Annotated in this window: 25 protein-coding genes; 13 read left to right on the top strand and 12 right to left on the bottom strand. The window is 59.1% G+C overall.

Going from position 1 to position 21086, the window contains the following annotated elements:
- From ccmA to ACFWW2_RS03995, 6 genes are read left to right on the top strand one after another with little or no spacing between them, the layout of a single operon-like run.
- Positions 1–621: a heme ABC exporter ATP-binding protein CcmA gene (gene ccmA / locus ACFWW2_RS04020; protein WP_393926404.1), complete on the top strand. Its 621-nt coding sequence runs from the start codon at positions 1–3 to the stop codon at positions 619–621.
- Positions 618–1274, top strand: a complete 657-nt coding sequence (gene ccmB / locus ACFWW2_RS04015) for a heme exporter protein CcmB (RefSeq protein ID WP_393926402.1) — start codon at positions 618–620, stop codon at positions 1272–1274. Before ccmA ends, ccmB begins: the two co-directional genes overlap by 4 nt.
- 42 nt (positions 1275–1316) lie before the next feature.
- Positions 1317–2045, top strand: coding sequence for a heme ABC transporter permease (locus ACFWW2_RS04010; RefSeq protein ID WP_393926400.1), 729 nt, complete (start codon positions 1317–1319; stop codon positions 2043–2045).
- Positions 2038–2181 carry a heme exporter protein CcmD gene (gene ccmD, locus ACFWW2_RS04005; RefSeq protein WP_393926399.1) on the top strand — a complete coding sequence of 48 codons (144 nt, stop codon included), beginning with the start codon at positions 2038–2040 and terminating at the stop codon, positions 2179–2181. The genes ACFWW2_RS04010 and ccmD overlap by 8 nt, the downstream gene beginning before the upstream one ends.
- Positions 2174–2710 carry a DsbE family thiol:disulfide interchange protein gene (locus ACFWW2_RS04000; RefSeq protein WP_393926397.1) on the top strand — a complete coding sequence of 179 codons (537 nt, stop codon included), beginning with the start codon at positions 2174–2176 and terminating at the stop codon, positions 2708–2710. The genes ccmD and ACFWW2_RS04000 overlap by 8 nt, the downstream gene beginning before the upstream one ends.
- A gap of 44 nt (positions 2711–2754) precedes the next feature.
- Positions 2755–3330 (top strand): DsbE family thiol:disulfide interchange protein, encoded by a 576-nt coding sequence (locus ACFWW2_RS03995; RefSeq protein ID WP_393926395.1) that lies wholly within the window; start codon positions 2755–2757, stop codon positions 3328–3330.
- A gap of 151 nt (positions 3331–3481) precedes the next feature.
- Here ACFWW2_RS03995 and ACFWW2_RS03990 read toward each other — a convergent pair whose 3' ends face one another.
- Positions 3482–4234 (bottom strand): tetratricopeptide repeat protein, encoded by a 753-nt coding sequence (locus ACFWW2_RS03990; protein WP_393926393.1) that lies wholly within the window; start codon positions 4232–4234, stop codon positions 3482–3484.
- Positions 4235–4303: 69 nt separating this feature from the next.
- A complete protein-coding gene (acnA, locus tag ACFWW2_RS03985; protein WP_393926391.1) occupies positions 4304–7075 on the bottom strand; it encodes an aconitate hydratase AcnA in 2772 nt (923 codons plus the stop codon).
- A gap of 208 nt (positions 7076–7283) precedes the next feature.
- Here acnA and ACFWW2_RS03980 point away from each other — a divergent pair, with 208 nt between their 5' ends.
- Positions 7284–7973 carry a DUF1223 domain-containing protein gene (locus ACFWW2_RS03980; protein WP_393926390.1) on the top strand — a complete coding sequence of 230 codons (690 nt, stop codon included), beginning with the start codon at positions 7284–7286 and terminating at the stop codon, positions 7971–7973.
- Here ACFWW2_RS03980 and ACFWW2_RS03975 read toward each other — a convergent pair.
- From ACFWW2_RS03975 to ACFWW2_RS03950, 6 genes are all read right to left on the bottom strand, one after another.
- Complete coding sequence (locus tag ACFWW2_RS03975) at positions 7970–8857, bottom strand: lysophospholipid acyltransferase family protein (RefSeq protein WP_393926388.1); 888 nt, start codon at positions 8855–8857, stop codon at positions 7970–7972. The genes ACFWW2_RS03980 and ACFWW2_RS03975 overlap by 4 nt on opposite strands.
- A gap of 20 nt (positions 8858–8877) precedes the next feature.
- Complete coding sequence (nthA, locus tag ACFWW2_RS03970; RefSeq protein ID WP_393926386.1) at positions 8878–9525, bottom strand: nitrile hydratase subunit alpha; 648 nt, start codon at positions 9523–9525, stop codon at positions 8878–8880.
- Positions 9515–9817 (bottom strand): SH3-like domain-containing protein, encoded by a 303-nt coding sequence (locus ACFWW2_RS03965; RefSeq protein WP_393926384.1) that lies wholly within the window; start codon positions 9815–9817, stop codon positions 9515–9517. The genes nthA and ACFWW2_RS03965 overlap by 11 nt, the downstream gene beginning before the upstream one ends.
- On the bottom strand, positions 9795–10145 hold the full coding sequence (locus ACFWW2_RS03960; RefSeq protein WP_393926383.1) for a ScnB-like protein: 351 nt from the start codon (positions 10143–10145) through the stop codon (positions 9795–9797). Before ACFWW2_RS03960 ends, ACFWW2_RS03965 begins: the two co-directional genes overlap by 23 nt.
- Positions 10146–10212: 67 nt before the next feature.
- Positions 10213–11265, bottom strand: coding sequence for a FliG C-terminal domain-containing protein (locus ACFWW2_RS03955; RefSeq protein ID WP_393926382.1), 1053 nt, complete (start codon positions 11263–11265; stop codon positions 10213–10215).
- A gap of 51 nt (positions 11266–11316) precedes the next feature.
- A complete protein-coding gene (locus tag ACFWW2_RS03950; protein ID WP_393926574.1) occupies positions 11317–11715 on the bottom strand; it encodes an autoinducer binding domain-containing protein in 399 nt (132 codons plus the stop codon).
- A 246-nt stretch (positions 11716–11961) separates the two neighbouring features.
- Between ACFWW2_RS03950 and ACFWW2_RS03945 the strand changes: the two genes are divergently transcribed.
- Both ACFWW2_RS03945 and ACFWW2_RS03940 read left to right on the top strand, forming a co-directional pair.
- Positions 11962–12570 carry a helix-turn-helix transcriptional regulator gene (locus ACFWW2_RS03945; RefSeq protein WP_393926380.1) on the top strand — a complete coding sequence of 203 codons (609 nt, stop codon included), beginning with the start codon at positions 11962–11964 and terminating at the stop codon, positions 12568–12570.
- A gap of 167 nt (positions 12571–12737) precedes the next feature.
- On the top strand, positions 12738–13430 hold the full coding sequence (locus tag ACFWW2_RS03940) for an acyl-homoserine-lactone synthase (RefSeq protein ID WP_393926378.1): 693 nt from the start codon (positions 12738–12740) through the stop codon (positions 13428–13430).
- A 45-nt stretch (positions 13431–13475) separates the two neighbouring features.
- Here the strand turns inward: ACFWW2_RS03940 and purB are convergent, their stop codons facing one another.
- Entirely contained in the window at positions 13476–14789 is a 1314-nt protein-coding gene (gene purB / locus ACFWW2_RS03935; RefSeq protein WP_393926376.1) for an adenylosuccinate lyase, read from the bottom strand.
- A 135-nt stretch (positions 14790–14924) separates the two neighbouring features.
- On the opposite strand from purB, the gene ACFWW2_RS03930 reads away from it, so the two are divergent.
- On the top strand, positions 14925–15338 hold the full coding sequence (locus tag ACFWW2_RS03930; RefSeq protein WP_393926374.1) for a DUF6314 family protein: 414 nt from the start codon (positions 14925–14927) through the stop codon (positions 15336–15338).
- A 113-nt stretch (positions 15339–15451) separates the two neighbouring features.
- The gene (locus ACFWW2_RS03925; RefSeq protein WP_393926373.1) at positions 15452–16057 is read left to right on the top strand and encodes a biotin transporter BioY; all 606 of its coding nucleotides are present in this window, start codon (positions 15452–15454) and stop codon (positions 16055–16057) included.
- A 73-nt stretch (positions 16058–16130) separates the two neighbouring features.
- On the opposite strand, the gene ACFWW2_RS03920 is transcribed toward ACFWW2_RS03925, so the two are convergent.
- Positions 16131–16292, bottom strand: coding sequence for a DUF1328 domain-containing protein (locus ACFWW2_RS03920; RefSeq protein ID WP_393926371.1), 162 nt, complete (start codon positions 16290–16292; stop codon positions 16131–16133).
- Between the two features lie 97 nt (positions 16293–16389).
- The gene (locus ACFWW2_RS03915) at positions 16390–17595 is read right to left on the bottom strand and encodes an alpha/beta fold hydrolase (protein ID WP_393926369.1); all 1206 of its coding nucleotides are present in this window, start codon (positions 17593–17595) and stop codon (positions 16390–16392) included.
- A gap of 102 nt (positions 17596–17697) precedes the next feature.
- Between ACFWW2_RS03915 and ACFWW2_RS03910 the strand changes: the two genes are divergently transcribed.
- A complete protein-coding gene (locus tag ACFWW2_RS03910; RefSeq protein WP_393926367.1) occupies positions 17698–18558 on the top strand; it encodes an endonuclease/exonuclease/phosphatase family protein in 861 nt (286 codons plus the stop codon).
- A gap of 19 nt (positions 18559–18577) precedes the next feature.
- Here the strand turns inward: ACFWW2_RS03910 and dddP are convergent, their stop codons facing one another.
- The gene (gene dddP, locus ACFWW2_RS03905) at positions 18578–19918 is read right to left on the bottom strand and encodes a dimethylsulfonioproprionate lyase DddP (RefSeq protein ID WP_393926365.1); all 1341 of its coding nucleotides are present in this window, start codon (positions 19916–19918) and stop codon (positions 18578–18580) included.
- Positions 19919–20101: 183 nt separating this feature from the next.
- Here dddP and ACFWW2_RS03900 point away from each other — a divergent pair, with 183 nt between their 5' ends.
- Positions 20102–21061 (top strand): hypothetical protein, encoded by a 960-nt coding sequence (locus tag ACFWW2_RS03900; protein ID WP_393926363.1) that lies wholly within the window; start codon positions 20102–20104, stop codon positions 21059–21061.
- Positions 21062–21086 lie beyond the last annotated feature (25 nt).

Here is a 21086-nt window from a genome sequence, read left to right as displayed (position 1 = left end):
ATGCTGCACGTCGCGGGCCTGACTTGCGCCCGAGGCGGTATGCCGGTGCTGACCGGCGTCAGCTTTGATGTGGCAGCTGGGCAGGTCCTGATCCTGCGCGGGCCCAATGGCGTTGGCAAGACGACATTGCTGCGGACGTTGGTGGGGTTGCAGCCTGAACAGGACGGGACCGTTGAATATCCAGAGGAGCAGGGGGCCTATGCCAGCCATGCTGACGGGATCAAGGCCGCGCTGAGTGTGACCGAGAACCTGACATTCTGGGCGGATGTGTATGGGCAGCGGGACGTGTCGCTTGCCGAGGTTCTTCAGACATTCGACCTGACCGATTTGCGCGACCGGATGGGGGGCACCCTGTCTGCCGGGCAAAAGCGCCGCCTTGGTCTGGCCCGGCTGGCGGTGATCGGGCGCAGGGTGCTGTTTCTGGACGAACCGACCGTGTCGCTGGATGGTGCTTCGGTTAGGCTGTTCGCCGACTGGCTGCAAAACCAGCATCTGGCGCATAAGGGCTGTGCCGTCATCGCGACCCATATCGATCTGGGCCTTGATGCGCCGGAACTGGACCTGACCCCGTTCAAGGCCGATCTGGCCGCTGGTGGCGGCAGTGATGAGGCATTCCTGTGATCGCGCTGTTGTGCCGCGACCTGAAACTGGCCGTCAGGGCCGGGGGCGGCTTTGGCCTTGGCCTTGCGTTTTTCCTGATTGTTGTGGTGCTGGTCCCGTTTGGTGTTGGGCCGGAAACCGAACTGCTCAGCCGGATTGCCCCTGGTATCCTGTGGGTGGCCTCACTTCTGGCGGCCCTCTTGTCGCTCGACCGGATATTCGCGCTGGACTACGAGGACGGATCGCTGGCGCTGTTGGCGACGTCGCCTTTGCCGCTGGAAGGGGTCGGCTTGATCAAGGCGCTGGCCCATTGGATTACGACCGGCCTGCCGCTGACCATTGCGGCCCCCGCCTTGGGGTTCCTGCTGAGCCTTGCGCCAGAGGCATACGCCTATCTGCTGTTGTCACTGCTGATCGGCACCCCGGCCCTGTCGATGATCGGCACATTCGGGGCCGCGCTGACCGTGGGGCTGCGCCGTGGGGGCCTGCTGTTATCGCTCCTGGTGCTGCCGCTTTATGTGCCGACGCTGATCTTCGGGGCAGAGGCGGTGCGGCGTGGCGCGGACGGGCTGGATGCGACCGGGGCGCTGTTGCTGTTGGGCGGGATCACCGCCGGCACCTTTGCCTTGCTGCCCTTCGCCACTGCGGCGACATTGCGCATCAACCTGCGGTGATCGGGGATTGAGAGCCATGAGAGGGCGGGATAGATAGCAAACATGTCGATGTGGGAATATGCCAATCCGAAACGGTTCATGGGCTGGACCCGGCCGCTGCTGCCGTGGACCTTTGCGTTGGCGGGGGTCTGTCTGGTTGTCGGGCTGGTTTGGGGGTTCTTCTTTACCCCCGATGACTTCCGTCAAGGCTCGACGGTCAAGATCATCTATCTGCACGTCCCCGCCGCCCTGATGGCGATCAATGCCTGGATCATGATGCTGGTCGCCTCGCTGATCTGGGTGGTGCGGCGGCATCATGTCTCAGCCCTTGCCGCGCGTGCGGCGGCCCCTGTGGGGGTCACCATGACGCTGATCGCGCTGTTTACCGGGGCGATCTGGGGTCAGCCGATGTGGGGCACATATTGGGCCTGGGACCCGCGCCTGACATCCTTTCTGATCCTGTTTCTGTTCTATCTGGGCTATATCGCCCTGTGGGAAGCGATCGAGGATCCGGACACTGCCGCCGACCTGACCAGCGTGCTGTGCATGGTCGGTTCGATCTTCGCGATCCTGTCGCGCTATGCGGTGTTGTTTTGGAGCCAGGGGCTGCATCAGGGCGCGTCGCTGTCGCTGGATAAAGAGGAAAACGTGGCCGATGTGTTTTGGTTTCCGCTGCTGGTGTGCATCGCGGGGTTTGTTCTGCTGTTCATCGCGCTGGTTCTGATGCGCACCCGGACTGAAATTCGCGCCCGCCGGATGCGCGCCTTGGAAGCGAGGGTGCAACGTGCCTGATCTGGGACAATACGCCGTCGAGGTGCTGTCGGCCTATGCGGTCAGCGTGGCCTTGCTGCTGGCCATCGTGGTGCTAAGCTGGCGGCGCTACGTGCGCGTCCGCGCGGCGTTGGAGAGGGTGGAGAAGAATGGCTAGGGTGTCGCCCCTGATGATCCTGCCGCCGGTGATTTTCGCGGCCCTTGCGGGTTTGTTCGTGGCCGGGATGGTGACGGAAAACCGCGATGAGCTGCCATCGACTTTTGTGGGCCAGCAGGCCCCGGCTGTCCCGGTGGAGGCTGTGCAGGGCACCGTGCAACTGACCGATGATGATCTGCGGTCGGGCGAGGTGACAATCGTGAATTTCTGGGCCAGCTGGTGCCCGCCCTGCCGGGCAGAGCATCCGAACCTGCTGGATCTGGAGGCCGAAGGCTACCGCGTCGCAGGCATCAATTTCCGCGATACGCAGGATCAGGCGTCACGCTATCTGGCTGATTACGAGGACCCGTTTTTTGCCACGGGGTTCGATCTGCGGGGCAGAGTGGCCATCGACTGGGGCGTGACGGCCCCGCCCGAGACGTTCATCGTGGACGGGGACGGGACGGTGCTGTTTCGCTATGTGGGGCCGCTGGTTGGGTCGGATTATGAGCAGCGGTTCTTGCCTGCCCTTGAAGAGACGTTGCAGTAGCGGTTAATGAATACGTTAACGTTTTGGCGCGGAGGACGTATTTCATGGATGATCTGATGAGTCCCGGGCTGTTTGCCTGTGTTTGTCTGGCTGTTATCGTGGGTATATTTTCAACCCGAGAGGCCAGGGAAAATCCTCCACCTTACAAGCCGCATCAAGCCGCCGCGCTAAGGGCGGAACCGGTTGGTGATACGCGCCTGCTGACCGACGCTGATCTGCGGGCTGGCGAAGTCACCATCGTGAATTTCTGGGCCAGTTGGTGCGGGCCGTGCCGCCGGGAACATCCGATCCTGTTGCAATTGCAGCAGGACGGCTACCGGGTTGCCGGAGTCAATATGCGCGATCATCAACGGGACGCGGTTACATATCTCGAAAAACACGGCAATCCGTTTTTCGCGACCGTGTCGGACCCGACGCGGGAGGTCGCGCGGCGCTGGGGATCAATCGCGATACCGGTGACCTATATCGTGGCGGGCGACGGAACGGTATTGAACAAACACTATGGCGGCCTCAGCCGCGACCGGCTGGAGGCGACGTTCCTGCCAGCCCTGCGCGCCGCCGAGGCCTATGGTAACTGGGACGACGGGACATTGCTGGAGGCGATTGTCGAGGGCAGGTAGATTGCGCTAAGCGGTTTTTGCCGGAATTGGTGAAGGTAGTGGCGTGAGGGTCGAGTGTCTACTTTGTGGAGCTTGATTGTCTGATGCTCGATGGTGTTTCGGCGACTTTTATACCTCGTTTGTTTCAGATCCAAACACATCGCAGCATGCGTTAACGGTTTTTCCATTCGCCGAGAAAATACAACAAATCAGGGTCGTCAGGATACTTTTGCAGCCCCAGGAACAGCAGATGATCGATTTCTTGTGTTTGGTTGCTGTTCCAGAGACCGACCAGCGTCATGAAGTAGAGGCGTCCGTTAACGTCGGGCATCTCCAAGCCTTGCCGTGCAATGCGAGCGGCTTCCGCCGGTCGGTTCATCTGGTTAAGCGATAACGCCCAAAAATACCGGGCATCCTGCATGACAGACTCACGCAGTTCTTGATCAGCATCCGGGTCTTGATTGACACGCTCCTCGACCTTGGCGCAGTCACTGATGGCGAGGCTGTAGCGCCCTAAATCTGTCCGGACTGCGCAACGCGAAAGCCAGCCTTGCCAGTGATCATCCTTTTCGAGAATGCTGGTATACAACGCTTCGGCTTCGACTGTCCGTCCTTGTTCCCGGTAGGTCCAGGCGAGCATGCGAAGCGTAGCCGCATTGTCAGGCTCCACCTCAAGAATTCTCTCAAAATCCGTGATACTGCCATCCATGTCACCCGCTTGCCGCTTGGCCACACCACGGCGATGCAGGGCCAGCAGAAGCAGGTCTTGATCGATCTCTGGTTCGTCAATCAATGTGCTGCAGGCCGTTATCGTTTCTGCAGGTTGCGCCACGGCATCACTATCGAAACATGTGAGTTCCGCTGCTTCTTGCGCCGAGGCGCTAGCTGCAATCAAAAGAGCGGCAATAAGAGCGCTTATTCGCATGCGAATTCCCAAGTAACCTTTGGAAGAAGGGACGCTTATATATGCCCCTTCTATCTGTGTATTTGGCGATCAAGCGGCCTTCGCCAAATTTTGCAGCACGTAGTGCAGCACGCCGCCTGACTTGATGTAGTCGATTTCGACTGCTGTATCGATCCGGCATTTCAGGGTGATGTCTTTGGTCGACCCATCCGCGAAGGTGATGTTCGCTGTCACCTCTTGCAGCGGTTTCACGTCAGCCAGCCCGGCGATGGTCACCGTTTCCTCGCCTGTCAGCCCGAGCGATTTGCGGGTGTCGCCGCCGGTGAATTCGAAAGGGACGACCCCCATGCCCACAAGGTTGGAGCGGTGGATGCGTTCGAAATTCTCGGCGATGACGGCCTTGACGCCCAGCAGGGCCGTGCCCTTGGCTGCCCAGTCGCGCGATGAGCCTGCACCGTATTGTTCGCCAGCGAACACGACCAATGGCGTGCCTTCGGCCTGATGTGCCATCGCGGCCTCGAAGATCGAGGTCTGGTTGCCCTCGGGACCCTTTGTGTAGCCGCCTTCGACCCCATCCAGCATCTCGTTCTTGATGCGGATATTGGCGAATGTGCCGCGCATCATGACCTCGTGATTGCCGCGCCGCGAGCCGTAGCTGTTGAATTCGCGCACGGGCACCTGCCGTTCGATCAGGTATTTGCCGGCTGGCGTTGTATCCTTGAACGACCCGGCAGGGCTGATGTGGTCGGTGGTGACCATGTCGCCCAGGACTGCGAGGACCTTGGCATTGACCACATCGTTGATCTCGCCCGGATCCTTGGACATGCCCTGGAAATAGGGCGGGTTCTGCACATAGGTTGAGGTTGGCGGCCAGTCATAGGTTTCGCCGGAGGATGTTTCGACCGCCTGCCATTTTTCGTCACCTTTAAAGACATCGGCATATTTGCTGATGAAGGCTTCGCGGGTCACGGTCTTTTCGACCAGTTCGTTGATCTCGGCAGATGTGGGCCAGATGTCTTTCAGGAAGACATCATTGCCGTCCTGATCCTGCCCAAGCGGGTCCTTGGTGATGTCGATATTCATATCGCCGGCCAGCGCGTAGGCCACGACCAGTGGCGGCGAGGCCAGGTAGTTGGCGCGCACGTCTGGCGAAATCCGCCCTTCGAAGTTGCGATTGCCTGACAACACAGATGTTGCGATCAGGTCGCCCTTGGCGATGGCGTCGGACAGTTCCTTCTGGATCGGGCCGGAGTTACCGATGCAGGTGGTGCAGCCATAGCCGACAAGGTTGAACCCGATCTTGTCAAGGTCTTCCTGCAGCCCTGCGGCTTCAAGATATTCGCTGACGACCTGGCTGCCGGGCGCAAGCGAGGTTTTCACCCAAGGCTTGCGGTTCAGACCCAATGCGGCGGCCTTGCGCGCCACCAGACCGGCCCCGATCATGACGTAGGGGTTGGATGTGTTGGTGCAGGACGTAATCGAGGCGATCACGATGGACCCGTCATGCAGTTTGTAATCTTCGCCCTCGACCGCCTGGCTTTTATGATGCCCTTCGTCGCCGGGGATATGATGAGGCGCAACTGGACCACCCTCGGCTGCCATTTCAGCCTTTTCATCCGCTGGTGCAGCTTTTTCTGGCCGCTGACCGGTGATGTATTTGCCGAAGGCCGATGATGCATCGGTCAGCGCGATGTAATCCTGTGGCCGTTTCGGGCCGGAGATCGCAGGCACGATGGTGCCCATGTCCAGATGCAGGGTGTCGGTGTAGACGGGGGCGTAGTTTTCATCGCGCCAGAACCCGTTTTCCTTGGCATAGGCTTCGACCAGGGCGATCCGGTCTTCGTCACGGCCTGTGTTGCGCAGGTAGCGCAGGGTTTCGCCATCGATCGGGAAGAAGCCACAGGTGGCCCCGTATTCCGGCGCCATGTTGGCGATGGTCGCCCGGTCGGCGAGCGGCAGCACGTCAAGGCCAGCGCCGTAGAATTCCACGAACTTGCCGACAACACCAAGTTCGCGCAGCATTTCCACGACCTTCAGTACAAGGTCGGTGCCGGTGGTGCCTTCGACCATCTGGCCGGTCAGCTCAAACCCGACAACCTCGGGGATCAGCATGGAGACGGGCTGGCCCAGCATCGCGGCCTCAGCCTCGATCCCGCCGACGCCCCAGCCCAGCACAGCCAACCCGTTCACCATGGTGGTGTGGCTGTCAGTACCGACGAGCGTGTCGGGGTATGCGACCTCCTCACCATTCTGGTCCTTGTCGGTCCAGACGGTCTGGGCCAGATACTCCAGGTTGACCTGATGGCAGATGCCCGTGCCGGGGGGGACGACGCGGAAATTGTTGAAGGCACCCTGACCCCATTTCAGGAACTGGTAGCGTTCCATATTGCGTTCATATTCGCGGTCCACGTTCATCTGAAAGGCGCGGGGGTTTCCGAATTCGTCGATCATCACCGAATGGTCGATGACTAGATCGACAGGGTTCAGCGGATTGATCTGCTGGGCGTCACCACCAAGGGCGACAATGCCGTCACGCATCGCCGCAAGGTCAACAACCGCAGGCACGCCGGTGAAATCCTGCATCAGCACGCGGGCAGGGCGGTAGGCGATTTCGCGGGGATTCTTGCCGCCGTTGGTGGCCCATTCGCCAAACGCCTTGATGTCGTCCACGGATACCGAAAACCCGTCATCCTCGAACCGCAAAAGGTTCTCGAGCACCACCTTCAGCGCAGCGGGCAGTTTGGTGAAATCGCCGAGGCCAGCGGCCTGCGCGGCAGGGATCGAATAATAGGCAACCGACTGGTCGCCAACGGTGAGGGTTTTGCGGGTTTTGGCAGTGTCTTTGCCGACAGTGATCGTCATTGCGATTCCCTTTCATGGCATGTGCTAGATGGGTTCTTGAGGGGCTTGTGCCTCAAGGGGCGCGCGCGATCAAGAGGGATTTGTATACCATTGCACACAATTGATCGAAACTCTGAAATATTGATGACGATTTTCTCGCAATTCGTTGATTGGCTATTTCAGTCGATCCTCAATACACCGGTGTCGCACTAAGTTTTCGGGACACCACATGCGCCAGTTTTTGACCGCCCTCGCTGTGACAGGCATTCTTTCCACGAACCCTGCCGCAGCGGATAACCCTGTGGTTGTAGAGCTGTTTACCTCGCAAGGCTGTTCGTCTTGCCCGCCTGCTGATGCATTCCTGCATGATCTGGCCAAACGGGACGACATCATCGCGCTGGCACTGCATGTGGATTACTGGGACTACATCGGCTGGAAAGACATTTTTGCCAGCCCGGAATATACCGCCCGTCAACACGCCTATGCCCAGGCGGCCAGTGCCACGACCGTCTATACCCCGCAGATGATCATCAATGGTCAAGACCACGTTGTCGGATCGCGTCCGATGCAGGTGATGGATCTGGTGGCGGCGCATCGCAGCAAGGGATCGCCCTTTGATGTGACGCTGAGCCGCAGTGGCGATATCATCCAGATCAATGCTCAAGGCGATCAGCGCGGCGAGTATGTAGTGCAACTGGTCCGCTATACGCCGCAGGAAACAGTGGCGATCCGCCGGGGCGAAAACGCAGGTCGCGAGCTTAGTTATGCTCATGTGGTCAACGCCTGGGATGTCATTGGCGACTGGGATGGGGCAGATCCGCTGCGGATGAATGTCGCTATTTCTGGCGGTGATCCTATTGTGGTTCTTATTCAAGAGGCCCGCAATGGGCCGATCGTGGGTGCGGCGGAGCTGCGCTAGCGCGCTTTCCAGCGGCGGTGAATCCAGAACCATTGCGCGGGATTGCGGGCGATCTGCGCCTCAAGCCGCCCGGTCAGTTCGGTCATCATCGCCTTGGGTGTCGTGTGGGCCACCGGCGCCTCGACCTCGACCGCGAATGACAGGCCGTCGAGCTGCCTGATCCCGAAATAGGGGATCACCAGCGCGTCCAGTCGCAGGGCAATATCGGCGGCAGAGGTCGCGGTGTGGGCGGGCTTTCCAAGAAATGGTAGCTTCGGGCCCGTGGCCGACACGTCAAACAAAAGCGTGCCCATGCCACCGGACTTCAGATGCCGGGCAAAACCCATCGTGCCGCGCCGCCCCTGTTGGAACACAGGCCCGCCCCATGATGTCATCGTCTTGGCGTAATGGGCGTTGAAATAGGCGTTCTGCATCGGGCGATAGAGCCCGCCAATCGTGTGCCCCATGCGGGTGAGCACCTGGCGCGGGGCCTCGTGATTGCCGAAATGCGCGGTGACAAAAATCACCGGTCGTTTGGCGGCTGCCGCTTCGGCCAGCGGTTCCAGCCCGGCACCGGTCGGGGTCGTGTCGGCCAGACGCGTGCCGAACTCCTCCCACGAATAATTCTCGATCAGGGTGCGCCCGAAATTGTCGCAACAGCTTTCGGCCAGATCGCGCCGGGCCGTCTCATCCATGTCGGAATAGATCAGGGCGAGGTTTTCTTCGGCCCGTTTACGATACCCCACCAGTGGCCCGATGGCCCGCCGCAGCGCTGATCCCATCATCGGCACACGGGTTTCATATGGCAGGCGCAGCACCGTGCTGATCAGACCACGCAAAGCGCGATCCGCCAGCCAATCGGCGCGTGATCCCTGGGGGGGCGGTGTCTCCGCAATGTCAGCCATCAACCTGCCCCGTTGTTGCGTCAGGCATGATCGGCGGGTGATCGTGCCAGCCCGGTGCCGATCATGCTGTCGCGTGTGACAAGCCCGGCCAGATCATCGGCGGACCAGCCGTCGGTCCCGGCAGGGCGGGCAGGGATCACGATATAGCGCATATCGGCCGTGCTGTCATGGACGCGGACCTGTGTGCTGTCGGGCAGGGTGACCCCGAATTCAGCCAGCACCTTGCGCGGTTCGCGCACCGTGCGTGACCGATAGGCGCGGGATTTGTACCAGTCAGGCGGCAGGCCCAAAAGGTTGCGCGGATAGCAGGAACACAAGGTACAGACGATGATGTTATGCACATCCGCGGTGTTTTCGACGGCGATCAGCTTCATCGGCCCGATGTCAAACCCCATGGCCACACTGGCCGCACTGCCATCGGCCAGCAGATCAGCCCGAAACGCCGGATCAGTCCATGCGCGGGCCACAACGGCGGCCCCGTTGGCGGGGCTGCGCGCGTCCATCGCGTCGATCTGGGCGTTGATTTCGGCGGCGGTGGTGACACCTTTTTCGATCAGGATCTCGCGGATCGCAATCTCCATCTGCTGCCAATAGGTCAGCGGATGATCATCGTCCGGGCGATACGGATGACCCGACGGAGACAGATGGTCGTGATGATCATGAGGCATGGGGTGGGTCCGTTTCTTCCAGCCAGTGCGCATAGATTTCCGCGTCAATCGTGTCGTCAGGCGTTTCGGCCCCTGCACCCCAGACCTCGGCCATGGTAAAGCGCACGCGCATCACCGGCAGCCGGTTGCCCTCATGGCCGTAGGCCAGCTGTTCTGGGTTGGGGAAGGAGCCAAGGGTGCGTTCGACCCAGCCGGTTTTGCCGCGCAGATAAGCGGGGGTGCGCACATGGCCGGGGGGCATATCGGGCCGGACGCGCATATAGGTCCGCTCAGCCACCGCTGGCCTCGCCATAGGTGGGGCCGCGTGCGGCGACCTCGGTCATCCGCTGTGCCAGCTCGGCGGTGGTATAGACCCGGGCTTCGATCAGGTTCTGATTGACCGACGCGATCCAGCGTTCGTAATAGGTCATCGTTTCGAATGCCTCGGGCCCCATATCTTCGAGCACGCGGCGCAGACCATCAACGGTGAAATGTCCCTTGGATGAGCAGATCACCATGAGGGCGTCCACGCGTTTTTCCCAAAGGGAAAAGTCATGCTGTTCGGTCGGCACAGCGCCCGCGGCGTCGCCGCCCATATCGTGCCAACGTTTGCCATCAAACGGATCGGGGTTTTGTGTCATGCCCAAAGGTTAGATCAGTTCATGCAGAACTGTCCATCGGTCAGATAGAAGGGCCGGTGCCGGTTTGTCAGGCGGCCTCGTCGTCCTGCTCCTCGTCAGGGTCGATCAGTTTGATGATCCCGCCATCGACCATTTCGCGAATGGCGGCGGTGATTTCGGCCATCGCCTTTTCGGCATCGTCCTTTTTCACCTTGCCCAGTTCAGCGGCATCCTCGCGTATCTGGGTCGCCATGCGTTGCGACACGCTGCCCAAGATAAATTCTGCGGATTTGACCAGAGGTTCGTCGCCAGCAAGTCCGGCGGCAATGGCCGTTGTCAGAACCGCACCATCCACCGACCGGATGCAATTGGGAATATCCGTGGGTTTGACCCGTGGGGCGATATCCTTGAAGGTAAAGATCGCCTTGCGCACATCGCTGGCAAAATTCGGATCGGTGGCGCCCAATCCTTCCAAAACGTCCTCTCTTGTGTCGGTTGCTGTGGAGTTCAGAATCGCACCCAGACGCTGCACCGGTGCCTTTTCAAAGGCCAATTCGTTGATGCGGCCATAATCCTGCGCCAAGGCAGCCCCGATGCGCCGCACGGCATCGGGGGTGATATCGGCGGTCTGCGACATGGCAAAGGTAATGCGCCGGGCCCGTTCACCCGGGGTTTTCTGCAAAACCTCGGCAGCTTTTGCCACCGGGAGCTTGGACAGCGCCACCGCGCAAACCTCGATGCTTTCGGCGGTCATGATGCTGACAATACGTTCCACCGGCAGATTGACGATCGACGGCCAGTGATCCCCGTTGCGCACGGCGGCGGTTTGCGCCCGCAGACGTTCGGCCAAGGGCGGGCTGAGATGATCGGCAATGGCCATGATCGCGCCATCGCGATTGCCGGGGGCGGAAAGGCCAATAGCCTCAAGTTCACTGGCGAATTCCTCGGCCACGGCGGTGACGGTGTTCCGGTCAACAAGGCGGATCGCCCCCAATTCGCCGGCCAACGCCTCTTGCAGTGATTCGGGAAGTTCGGACAAGGACAGGCTGCCGCCATCGCTGATCATCATCTGAACGATCATCGCGGCCTTGCGGCGGCGGGTCAGTGTATCACCGCCGGATATACTTGGCTGAAATTCCATCAAATTCCTTTACACCCGGGGCCGTAAAGGAATGGTTAGGACGCCTGTAGCTTATGACCCGGGATGGGTCACCATAATCGACATATTTTTCAACTGCTGCACGGTCTCGGGTGACAATTGCGCCTGACCGTCCGTTGCCGCATGCAGCATATCAAACCGCGCGCTGATGGTTGCGACCTCCTGGTCGGTGAAATCGCGGTCTTCGCGGGCAAAGCTTCCAATGCTGCGAATCCCATCTTTTGCGCCTTCGGTTTCCTGTGCACAGGTGATGCCGTGTTTGATCCCATGCTCGTCTGCCAGTTTCATAACACCAGCGGGGTCGTTGTCTTTCAACGCGTCCCAACGGACAGCCCCGGTGTTCTCGAACCCCCATGCCAGCGTGGGGTCCAACATCAGCAAACCCCTTTGTGAATAGAAGTCTAACCATTCTTTGCTATATGTCTGAAACATGAATTTCGGGGTCGTATATTGGATCTGAAGCCCGATCGCATAACCTGCCGGTGCCATCTGTCTCAACTCGCCCAGAACTTCACTAATCTCTACCTGTGTCGATGACATGTCCCTAACTCGCTTTCCGGTTGCCAAACGATCTACGTTCGAAATACTCTTTAGAAGGCATTGCGTATCGACATTGTAGGTATAACAGTGCAGAGGCAACAAGGCTTTTATAAAAAATGAGGGCCTCGAGGTAGGTGAATGTCGGCACTTTTGGGTCCAAAGGAGATTGAGCAGCTTGCTCCGGCGGGGCATTATATTGCCCTCCGTATCGGTTTTGCCTTTCCCATGGAAGAGATTAACGCGCTTCCGCCCGAATGGATCGAACACTACACCAACAACCGTTTTATGCTGTTTGATCCAGTCGTTAGATGGGCCTACAGCAATGTGGGAACCTGCCGGTGGAGCGCGTTGCCGCTGGACGATCCCAAGCGGATCATCGCCCAGGCGCAGACATTCGGGCTGCGCTACGGGGTGACGATCTCCATCCTCGATAGCGGACCTGATGCGCAACGGTCATTTGCGTCCTTTGTTCGCTCTGACCGCGAGTATACTGATCTGGAGGTCAAGCTTCTCAAGGCATTTCTGACCCGCAGGCACAATGAAACGGCACCGCCCACCAATCTGACCCGTGCCGAGCTTGAGGCGCTGGGCATGGTCAAGGACGGCAAGCGGCTCAAGGAAATCGCGCATGAGTTGAATGTCAGCGAAGGCGCGGTCAAGCAGCGCCTGAAGAATGCAAAGTTGAAACTGGGCGCAAAAACCGGCACGCAGGCGGCGACACTGGCCAGTCAATACGGGCTGATTTAACCTTTTCCTGGCCGCAAGGCTTTGAAGTTAGACAGTTTCCGCCCACGGGCCATTTTTTCTCTCAATTCGGAACAATTCGAGTTAATTTGTCGTTGTTGCAATACACGCAACGTCCGACCTGAGGTGGCACCACTCGTCACTCAACCTTAGTAGAGAGAAAGAAAGTTATGGAAAATGTTACCTTCAACCTTGCGCAGCTCCATCTGTACGGTGCCGCGTTTTACGAGTTTTTGGGCTTGCGCAAGCGTTTCTTCGTAGACCAGTTGGGATGGCAGATCCCGCATGATGACGACGTTGAGATGGACCAGTATGACAACCCAACCGCGTATTATTCGCTGGTGTTGCGTGATGGCAAAGTTGTGGGCGGGGCCCGCGTGATGGCCACCACAGCACAGTGGGGATCACACACCTATATGTTGCGTGACGCTGTCGCCGGAAAGTTGATCGGCATTCCTGCGGACATTATTCCACAGGCCGAAGCGACCAAAAATGTTTGGGAAGTGACACGCACCGTGATCGCTGATGAAGTGGACACACAAGCGGACCGGTCAAGTTGCCTATCGCTGATGTTGGATGGCGCTGTCGACATCGCCAAACAGCACGGTGCAACTGAACTGATGTCGCTCTCTCCTCTGGCGATGGCGCGGACGTTGCGCAAACTGGGATATGATGCCCATCGGATCGGCGAACCCTACCGCAACGAAGAGGACGGACGTCGTTATGCCTGTATCAGCATGCCAACGATACGCAGCAAGGCTGCCGCAGGTGCTGAAAAGACCAAGACGATCCCTGCCGCGCATCTGCCGAAAGCGACCCATATGCCGCAGCCGCAGCCGGTTCATGCGCCTTCGGTGATCTAATGAAAATGACGTGACCGGCCGGGGTGGGACATACGGCTGGTCACCTTACCCCTCATCCGCGCCAAAAACGCGGTTGAAAATCGTATCTACGTGCTTGGTATGATACCCAAGATCGAATTTCTCCTCGATTTCATCTGCTGACAGGGCCTGTGTTACCTCATCATCGGCCAGCAACTCGGTTTTGAAATCCGCACCTTCCTCCCAGACTCTCATCGCATTGCGCTGTACCAGCCGGTAAGCATCCTCGCGGCTGACACCTGCCTGGGTCAATGCCAGCAACACGCGCTGTGACATGACAAGGCCGCGAAATTTGTTCATATTGGCCAGCATATTGTCGGGATAAATCACCAGTTTTTCGATCACCCCGGCCAGCCGGTTCAGGGCGAAGTCTAGGGTCACGGTCGTATCCGGCCCGATGGCGCGTTCGACCGATGAATGGCTGATATCGCGTTCGTGCCAGAGCGTGACATTTTCCATCGCGGGAACAACGGACATGCGCACCAGACGCGCCAGCCCGGTCAGGTTTTCGGTCAGCACCGGGTTACGTTTGTGGGGCATGGCAGAGCTGCCTTTTTGCCCCTTGGAAAAGAATTCCTCGGCTTCCAGCACCTCGGTCCGTTGCATGTGCCGGATTTCGGTGGCGATGTTTTCGATGCTGCTGGCGATGACGCCCAGCGTGGCAAAGAACATCGCGTGCCGGTCGCGGGGGATGACCTGTGTGCTGATCGGCTCTGGCGTCAGGCCAAGCTGTGCGCAGACATGTTCCTCGACCGATGGATCGATATTGGCAAATGTCCCGACTGCACCTGATATTGCCCCGGTCGCGATTTCAGCGCGCGCCGCAATCAGACGCGCACGCCCCCGGTCCATTTCCGCATAGAACCGCGCAAAGGTCAGGCCCATCGTGGTCGGTTCGGCGTGAATACCGTGGCTGCGCCCGATCCGTACATCCATCTTGTGTTCAAAGGCGCGGGCCTTCAGCGCGGCCAGTACCCGATCCATATCGGCAATCAGGATATCGGCGGCGCGAACCAGTTGCACATTCAAAGTGGTGTCCAGCACATCGGACGAGGTCATGCCCTGATGGACGAACCGGGCATCCTCGGCCCCGATATGTTCGGCCAGATGGGTCAGGAAGGCGATGACATCATGTTTCGTCACGGCTTCGATTTCGTCAATGCGGGCGACGTCGAATTCAACATCCTTGGCTTTCCAGACCGCTTCCGCGTTCTCTTTCGGGATCACACCAATTGCGGCCTGCGCGTCGCAGGCGTGGGCCTCGATCTCGTACCAGATGCGGAATTTTGTCGCTGGTTCCCAAATGGCGGTCATTTCCGGACGAGAGTAACGAGGGATCATATGGGCACCTTTGATATGGGGGTGGGCAGCAGTTTGCACCTGCGTCATAAAGAGGTGCCAGCGGAGCCTCAAGGGAGAGATGACATGAAGATCACGGTCAATATGTGCCCGGCAGACAGCACATTGGTGAAATAGATGCTGACACTGGCGGATTTCAAAGGCGAATGGCGGATCACGCGCGAGATCACAGACAGGTTGACCGGCAATGCGGGGCGGCTGGAGGGGACAGCCACCTTCACCGATGATGCACCTGATACGCTGCTTTACGAAGAACGGGGGCGTTTGCGGCTGGGTGATGGGCCAGAGATGGCAGCGACGCGCCGTTACCGCTGGCATTTCGCTGATGGCCGGGTCGATATGACGTTTGACGACGGATCAGCCTTTCACAGTTTTGTCCCGCACAGCTACGTGTCCGGCACGGATCATCAATGTGGCGACGATGCCTATGCGGTGCGTTATGATTTCATCCCATGGCCGCGCTGGCGGGCGGTCTGGGTCGTGACCGGGCCGCGCAAGGATTACACATCCGTCACCGAATTCACCCGGTAAGATGGGTCAAGACCCATCTTACGCCGCCTGTCCGTTATCGCTATCGCGCTTGCGCCCCGCGCGTGCCTGAGGCAATAAACACGCAACGAAATCAAAACAGGGGAGAGCGGCACATGGCCCTCGCACTCAATGACAAAGTCCTGACCGAGGCATTCGGTCCGTCCGAAGGCACAGCCTTGCGCGTCAAACAGGCGGCGATGGTGATCCTGGGGATTGCGGCGCTGGCGATCTTTGCCAAGATCAAAATCCCCATGTGGCCTGTACCGATCACCATGGGCACTTTTGCGGTTCTGACGATTGGTGCGGCTTACGGCCCGCGTCTGGGGCTGGCCACGATCCTCGGCTATATGATCGTGGGTGCCCTTGGTTTTGACGTCTTCGCCAGTTCCTCGGCCGAAGCCTACGGTATCAGCTATATGATGGGCGGCACAGGCGGCTATCTGGTGGGTTACGTCCTTGCCACGCTGGCGCTGGGTTTTGCGGCGCGCGCTGGCTGGGACCGGTCGGTGCTGTTGATGGCGGTGGCCATGCTGGCAGGGACCGCCCTGATCTATGTATTTGGCCTTGCCTGGCTGAGCGTCCTTTACGCCGACAAGGGTGCGGCTTGGGTGATCGGCGTTGGTCTGACCCCGTTCCTGATCGGTGACGCGCTGAAACTGGGTCTGGCGGCACTGCTTCTGCCAGCCTTGTGGAAGCTGATCGGCAACGCTCGGAGCTGAGACCAAAGGGTCTGAAATGCAAAAAAAGGCGCTGCGTTTGCAGCGCCTTTTTTCATTTGATGTCGTCAGATATCTACCCGCGCACGGCCCGCATGATCAGCGAGGCGACGAACAGCACCAGGAAGATGAAGAAAATAATCTGCGCAATCCCGGCGGATGCACCAGCGATACCACCAAAGCCCAAAACAGCGGCAATCAGTGCAACAACAAGAAATGTAACGGCCCAACCCAACATGACATAACTCCTTTTTGTCATTTCCAATGATTGCCGCTTTCGCTGCAATCTCTGGTTAACAAACGCGGATGGAGCCATTTGGTTCCCGCAAAAAAAATCAGGCCAGAACCGTTCTGACGGTCGATGACCGCTCAAGCGTCTTGTGAACCGGGCATTTATCCGCAATTTCCAACAGCCGTGCGCGCTGTTCATCGGACAAATCACCCGTCAGGCGAATGGTACGATCAAAGTGATCGACCTTGGCGCCCGGATCGGCGGCGTCCTGTGCGTGTTCCTTGGCATGGGCGATATCGACGCTGACGCCATCCAGCGGCCAGCCCTTGCGCCGGGCATACATCCGGATCGTCATGGAGGTGCAGGCCCCAAGACCTGCCGATACAAAACCATAAGGCGTCAGGCCCTTGTTGGTGCCGCCATATTTGGCCGGTTCGTCGGCCAGCGCATGATGCGGGCCAGACTGCACATCCTGCAGGAAACCGTTGGGGTCGGCTTCGGTCACGCGCATGATACCTTCAGGCACATCGGCAGGCTTGGCCGGCGGGGCAAGGTCGAGATAGCGTTTGGACCATGCGGCGATCACATCGGCGGCGTATTCCGCATCGGCCGGGCGGGTGACCAGATGATCGGCATCATCCAGCGTGACAAAGCTTTTGGGGTGTTTGGCCGCCAGGAAGATGTCAGAGGCGTTCTCAATTCCCACGGTCGCATCGCGCGGGGCGTGCAGAACCAGCAAGGCAGCCCCAAGTTTGGCCAAACTGCTGGACAAGGCGACCTCTGACACATCATCGACAAAGCTTTTGCCGATCCGGAAAGGACGCCCGCCCAGGTTCACCTCTGCCACGCCCTGATCCACGATTTCGGGGATGGCATCGGCGAAATTGTGAGTGACATGGCCGGGATCAAACGGGGCGCCGATGGTCACAACCGCCTTGACCGATGGCATGTCAGGCGCGGCCTTGATCACGGCAGCCCCGCCCAGCGAATGGCCGATCAGCAGGGACGGGGCCATGCCCTTTTGCTCAAGCGCTGCACAAGCGGCGTGCAGATCCTGCACGTTGGATGTGAAATTTGTGTTCTCGAACTCACCCTCGGAATGGCCCAGCCCCGTGAAATCGAACCGCAGAACAGCAACACCCATGGCGGCAAGACGGGCCGCAATCCGCCGGGCGGCGGTAATATCCTTGGAGCAGGTAAAGCAATGTGCAAAGAGGGCGGTGGCCAGATGCGGGCCACCCGGCAGATCAAGCCGTGCCGCAAGCGTGTCGCCCGCATGGCCGGTAAAGGTGAGCTTTTCAGTCGGCATGTCAGTTGGACCTTTCCTTCTTGGTGGGGCAGACATGCCCAGAGCAGGCCACGCAAACAAGTCCGGACAGGGCGCAGTCGCGGCAAGGTGAAAGATGTTACCATGATGAAATTGCTGGCATCAATCGTGGCGGCCCTGTTGTGTATCGGGGTTTTGCTGGGCTTTGCAGGGTGGCTGCATCCGGCGGGTGACAGCCTGTCGTTGCTGCGGATGCCGCTGGGCATTGCCTGTGTGATCTGGGCGCTGATCCGAATGCGCCGGGCGCTGCGGCTGGCGCTGCTGGCCTGCGGGACGGCGGCCGCGCTGACCACGGTACCGCCGCTGGTAGCAGGGCAGGCGGGGGGAGAATTCACGATCTACAGCAAGAACGTCTGGTTCGGAAATACGTCTGTGGCGGCTCTCGCCCGCGATATCCGCGACAGCGGTGCGGAGGTCGTGATGCTGCAGGAGGTATCGCGGCGCAACAACATGCTGCTGGGTTCACTTGCCGCTGCCTATCCTCATCAGCATCTTTGCACATTTTCCGGATGGAACGGCATTGCGGTCCTGTCCCGCCATCCATTCACGGGCGACACGATCTGTTCAGAGCAATTCGGGCTCGCCGCCGCTCAGATTATCCGCGAGGGGCAGGAGATCTGGGTTGGCTCGGTGCATTTCTACTGGCCATATCCTTACGGTCAGGAAAGATCACGCGATGCAGCACTTGAGGTTCTGGCGCGGCTGGACGGCCCTATCGTTTTGGCCGGTGATTTCAACATGTTCCCCTGGGCCGCCAGCGTGCAGCAACTGGGGCAGGCGGCGAATGCGAGACTGGCTGGGCCAACCCGCCCAACTTTCGTGATAAAGGGTGTGCCACTGCTGCTGGATCATGTTCTGGCGCCGGGTGGCGGCATGATCGAACGCAGACCCCTTTTGGGATCGGATCATCGCGGTATCTATGGCCGGGTGCATCTGGCCCCCTAGGGTGTGGTTCAGACCAACGCTAGGCCCCCATAAGAGCGGGATCATGCGGGTATTTCGTCAGGTTCTCGAACCCGTCCTCGGTGACCAGCACCTGATCTTCCAGCTTGATTGAAAAATCGCCGCCCTCGGGGCTGATCAGCGCCTCGACACAGAACACCATGCCCGGCTGCACCTCGTAATCGAACGCACCTGTGACCCAGCGATCAGGATAGGCGATCAGCGGCCATTCATCGCACAGGCCAACCCCATGCATCAGGCAACCGTATTTCAACTTCTGATACTTGTCGGGCAGAACGTGGGTGTTGTGTGTCAGGTCATGAAACGACACACCGGGTTTCAGCATCTGCATATTCTGTTCGATATGCTCAACGCCGATCTGCATCGCCTCTATCATGTCAGGGCGGGGTTTTTGATCACCGATCCACCAGGTGCGGCTGATGTCGATGCACATGCCATAGGCACCCACCAGATCGGTATCGAACGCCACGATTTCATTATTCTGCACGAAGCGCCCGCCACATTCCTGAAACCACGGGTTGGTGCGCGGGCCGGAGGTGAGCAACCTTGTCTCGATCCACTCGCCCCCGCGGCGGATATTTTCGGCATGCAGGACGGCCCAGATATCATCCTCTGACATATGGCCCTGTGGCACACCGGCACGGGCGGCATCCTCCATTGCGTAACAGGCCGCCTCGCAGGAATGCGAAGCGCATCGCATCGCCAAAATCTCATCCGGGCCTTTGATGCTGCGCGCCTTTTCGGTCAATTCCTCACCGGGAAACACCTCGAAACCTACGGCTTCCAATGCCCGCAACCCGTGCAGCATCGGCTTGTCGACGCCAAGGCGCATATTGCCGCCACCATGTTCCGCAATCAGGTCGCGCACCTCGGTGGCAAAGCTGTTTGCTGCATCGCCCAGCTTGTCACCGCGATCAAAATAGAACAGGTCCGCCCCGGTGCGTTGTTCGGCAACCAGCGGATTGAACTTGGTCAAAAACATCCCGTTCTTGTAGTCCCAGACAACCATATAGCCGTCTGCACAGACCAGACAGGCGCGGAACGGATTGTGCGTGTTCCATAGCTGCATATTGGTGCTGTCGGTGGCATAGCGGATGTTGAGCGGATCAAACATCAAAATACCACCATAATCGCGGGCATTGACCGCATGGGTCACGCGGCGATGACGCCAGGCGCGCATGGCGGGCAGGTTAGGTAATTCGAGCCCGGCTGCGGCCCATTCCGCATAGGCCAGTTGGGTCGGTCCGATCTCGACCCGGTCCTGATCATTGGGGGTGCCGTCATCCAGTGTCGCGCCGCGCGTGGGGTCAATTTTGCGGGTGTCGCGATAATGGGTGTTCATGACAGCGGTCCTTGTAACAACTCCTGCCATGGTGCCTGCGTTCCGGGCATGGGTCCGGTCAAAAATCGACAAAACCACTACTCAAACGGGACATCTTGGGCGGAAATCGCCCCATTGTGCCATTTCACACTGCCAGCTGCCGCGGCTTCACTAAATTGACGCAAGGTAAATGAAAGGTATGGCATGGCCCTTGTTACATTCAAAGACACCGATATTCAGTTTGATCCGGCCTTCATCAGCGCCGACGATATCGCGGAATTACGCACCAGTTTCACCCCGGACACGTTGGGGGCGGATCAGGAGGAAGCAACAGACACCTTTGGTTTGCCCATGGTGGACACCTACGATGAGGCCCGCGAACAGGTGAAACGGATGATGGAAACCGACGGCTTTCTGGCCGATATGCTGGCAGAAGCGCAGCAGGACGGCGAACCAATCGATATCGACGACGTTCTGGCCGACATGGATGCCCAACTCAAACCCGTGCTTGAAGGCGGTGAACTGCCCGCCGAAGCGATCCATTTTGCCGAGGAAGGCGTGAAATTTGCCCAGTTTATCGACACTGATACAGGCAGCACGCTGATCGTTGATAATCAGGAGGTGCTGCGGATCGGTCGGCTTGGCGGCGCTAAAGACAAGAATGTCAAAGTCGCCGCTGCAACAGTTGTCGTCGTCATAGACCTGATTTTTGTGATTCTGGCCTTGTCTTCGGTCAAGGCCGCGCGGACCCGCAAGGCTGATGAGGCCATGGGGAAAGCAGCCAAGAAAAGCATCAATCCAATGAAGAAACTGGCCAAGGAACTACTGAAACGGCTCGCTGGGGCGATGCGCAAGTTCCGTGACAAGGACAAGCCCAAGAAAACCGTGGTGCGTGACGTGATAAATGACATCGCCCAGGCTGTGGCACACGCGATGAAGCAGATGTGGAACGACATGTGGGGCGATATCAAGCGGATCGTCAAAGCGCTGCTGTCATCGATTAAGGCGATCGTGACGGCAGTTGCATCCCTGACCGCGACCATCTTGCTGGCCATCGGAACCGCCGGCGCGGCACTTGTCGCCTCGTTGATCAACCTGACGCTGGCGCTGGTCAAGCTGATCGACGACACGATCAGCCTCAAGGCGGCGATGGACGGCGCTTAGGGGTCTGAAACCGCTGGAAAAGGTG

The sequence above is a fragment of the Yoonia sp. R2-816 genome, from assembly GCF_046762905.1.
Lineage (GTDB): Bacteria > Pseudomonadota > Alphaproteobacteria > Rhodobacterales > Rhodobacteraceae > Yoonia.
This window is presented reverse-complemented; position numbering and strand designations above follow the sequence as displayed.

Excerpts from the sequence above, each read along its gene's own strand:
- ccmA (WP_393926404.1), top strand. The coding sequence starts at position 1 with ATGCTGCACGTCGCGGGCCTGACTTGCGCCCGAGGCGGTATGCCGGTG.
- ACFWW2_RS04010 (WP_393926400.1), top strand. The coding sequence starts at position 1,317 with ATGTCGATGTGGGAATATGCCAATCCGAAACGGTTCATGGGCTGGACC.
- ACFWW2_RS04000 (WP_393926397.1), top strand. The coding sequence starts at position 2,174 with ATGGCTAGGGTGTCGCCCCTGATGATCCTGCCGCCGGTGATTTTCGCG.
- ACFWW2_RS03995 (WP_393926395.1), top strand. The coding sequence starts at position 2,755 with ATGGATGATCTGATGAGTCCCGGGCTGTTTGCCTGTGTTTGTCTGGCT.
- ACFWW2_RS03990 (WP_393926393.1), bottom strand. The coding sequence starts at position 4,234 with ATGCGAATAAGCGCTCTTATTGCCGCTCTTTTGATTGCAGCTAGCGCC.
- acnA (WP_393926391.1), bottom strand. The coding sequence starts at position 7,075 with ATGACGATCACTGTCGGCAAAGACACTGCCAAAACCCGCAAAACCCTC.
- ACFWW2_RS03980 (WP_393926390.1), top strand. The coding sequence starts at position 7,284 with ATGCGCCAGTTTTTGACCGCCCTCGCTGTGACAGGCATTCTTTCCACG.
- ACFWW2_RS03975 (WP_393926388.1), bottom strand. The coding sequence starts at position 8,857 with ATGGCTGACATTGCGGAGACACCGCCCCCCCAGGGATCACGCGCCGAT.
- nthA (WP_393926386.1), bottom strand. The coding sequence starts at position 9,525 with ATGCCTCATGATCATCACGACCATCTGTCTCCGTCGGGTCATCCGTAT.
- ACFWW2_RS03965 (WP_393926384.1), bottom strand. The coding sequence starts at position 9,817 with ATGGCGAGGCCAGCGGTGGCTGAGCGGACCTATATGCGCGTCCGGCCC.
- ACFWW2_RS03960 (WP_393926383.1), bottom strand. The coding sequence starts at position 10,145 with ATGACACAAAACCCCGATCCGTTTGATGGCAAACGTTGGCACGATATG.
- ACFWW2_RS03955 (WP_393926382.1), bottom strand. The coding sequence starts at position 11,265 with ATGGAATTTCAGCCAAGTATATCCGGCGGTGATACACTGACCCGCCGC.
- ACFWW2_RS03950 (WP_393926574.1), bottom strand. The coding sequence starts at position 11,715 with ATGTTTCAGACATATAGCAAAGAATGGTTAGACTTCTATTCACAAAGG.
- ACFWW2_RS03945 (WP_393926380.1), top strand. The coding sequence starts at position 11,962 with ATGTCGGCACTTTTGGGTCCAAAGGAGATTGAGCAGCTTGCTCCGGCG.
- ACFWW2_RS03940 (WP_393926378.1), top strand. The coding sequence starts at position 12,738 with ATGGAAAATGTTACCTTCAACCTTGCGCAGCTCCATCTGTACGGTGCC.
- purB (WP_393926376.1), bottom strand. The coding sequence starts at position 14,789 with ATGATCCCTCGTTACTCTCGTCCGGAAATGACCGCCATTTGGGAACCA.
- ACFWW2_RS03930 (WP_393926374.1), top strand. The coding sequence starts at position 14,925 with ATGCTGACACTGGCGGATTTCAAAGGCGAATGGCGGATCACGCGCGAG.
- ACFWW2_RS03925 (WP_393926373.1), top strand. The coding sequence starts at position 15,452 with ATGGCCCTCGCACTCAATGACAAAGTCCTGACCGAGGCATTCGGTCCG.
- ACFWW2_RS03920 (WP_393926371.1), bottom strand. The coding sequence starts at position 16,292 with ATGTTGGGTTGGGCCGTTACATTTCTTGTTGTTGCACTGATTGCCGCT.
- ACFWW2_RS03915 (WP_393926369.1), bottom strand. The coding sequence starts at position 17,595 with ATGCCGACTGAAAAGCTCACCTTTACCGGCCATGCGGGCGACACGCTT.
- ACFWW2_RS03910 (WP_393926367.1), top strand. The coding sequence starts at position 17,698 with ATGATGAAATTGCTGGCATCAATCGTGGCGGCCCTGTTGTGTATCGGG.
- dddP (WP_393926365.1), bottom strand. The coding sequence starts at position 19,918 with ATGAACACCCATTATCGCGACACCCGCAAAATTGACCCCACGCGCGGC.
- ACFWW2_RS03900 (WP_393926363.1), top strand. The coding sequence starts at position 20,102 with ATGGCCCTTGTTACATTCAAAGACACCGATATTCAGTTTGATCCGGCC.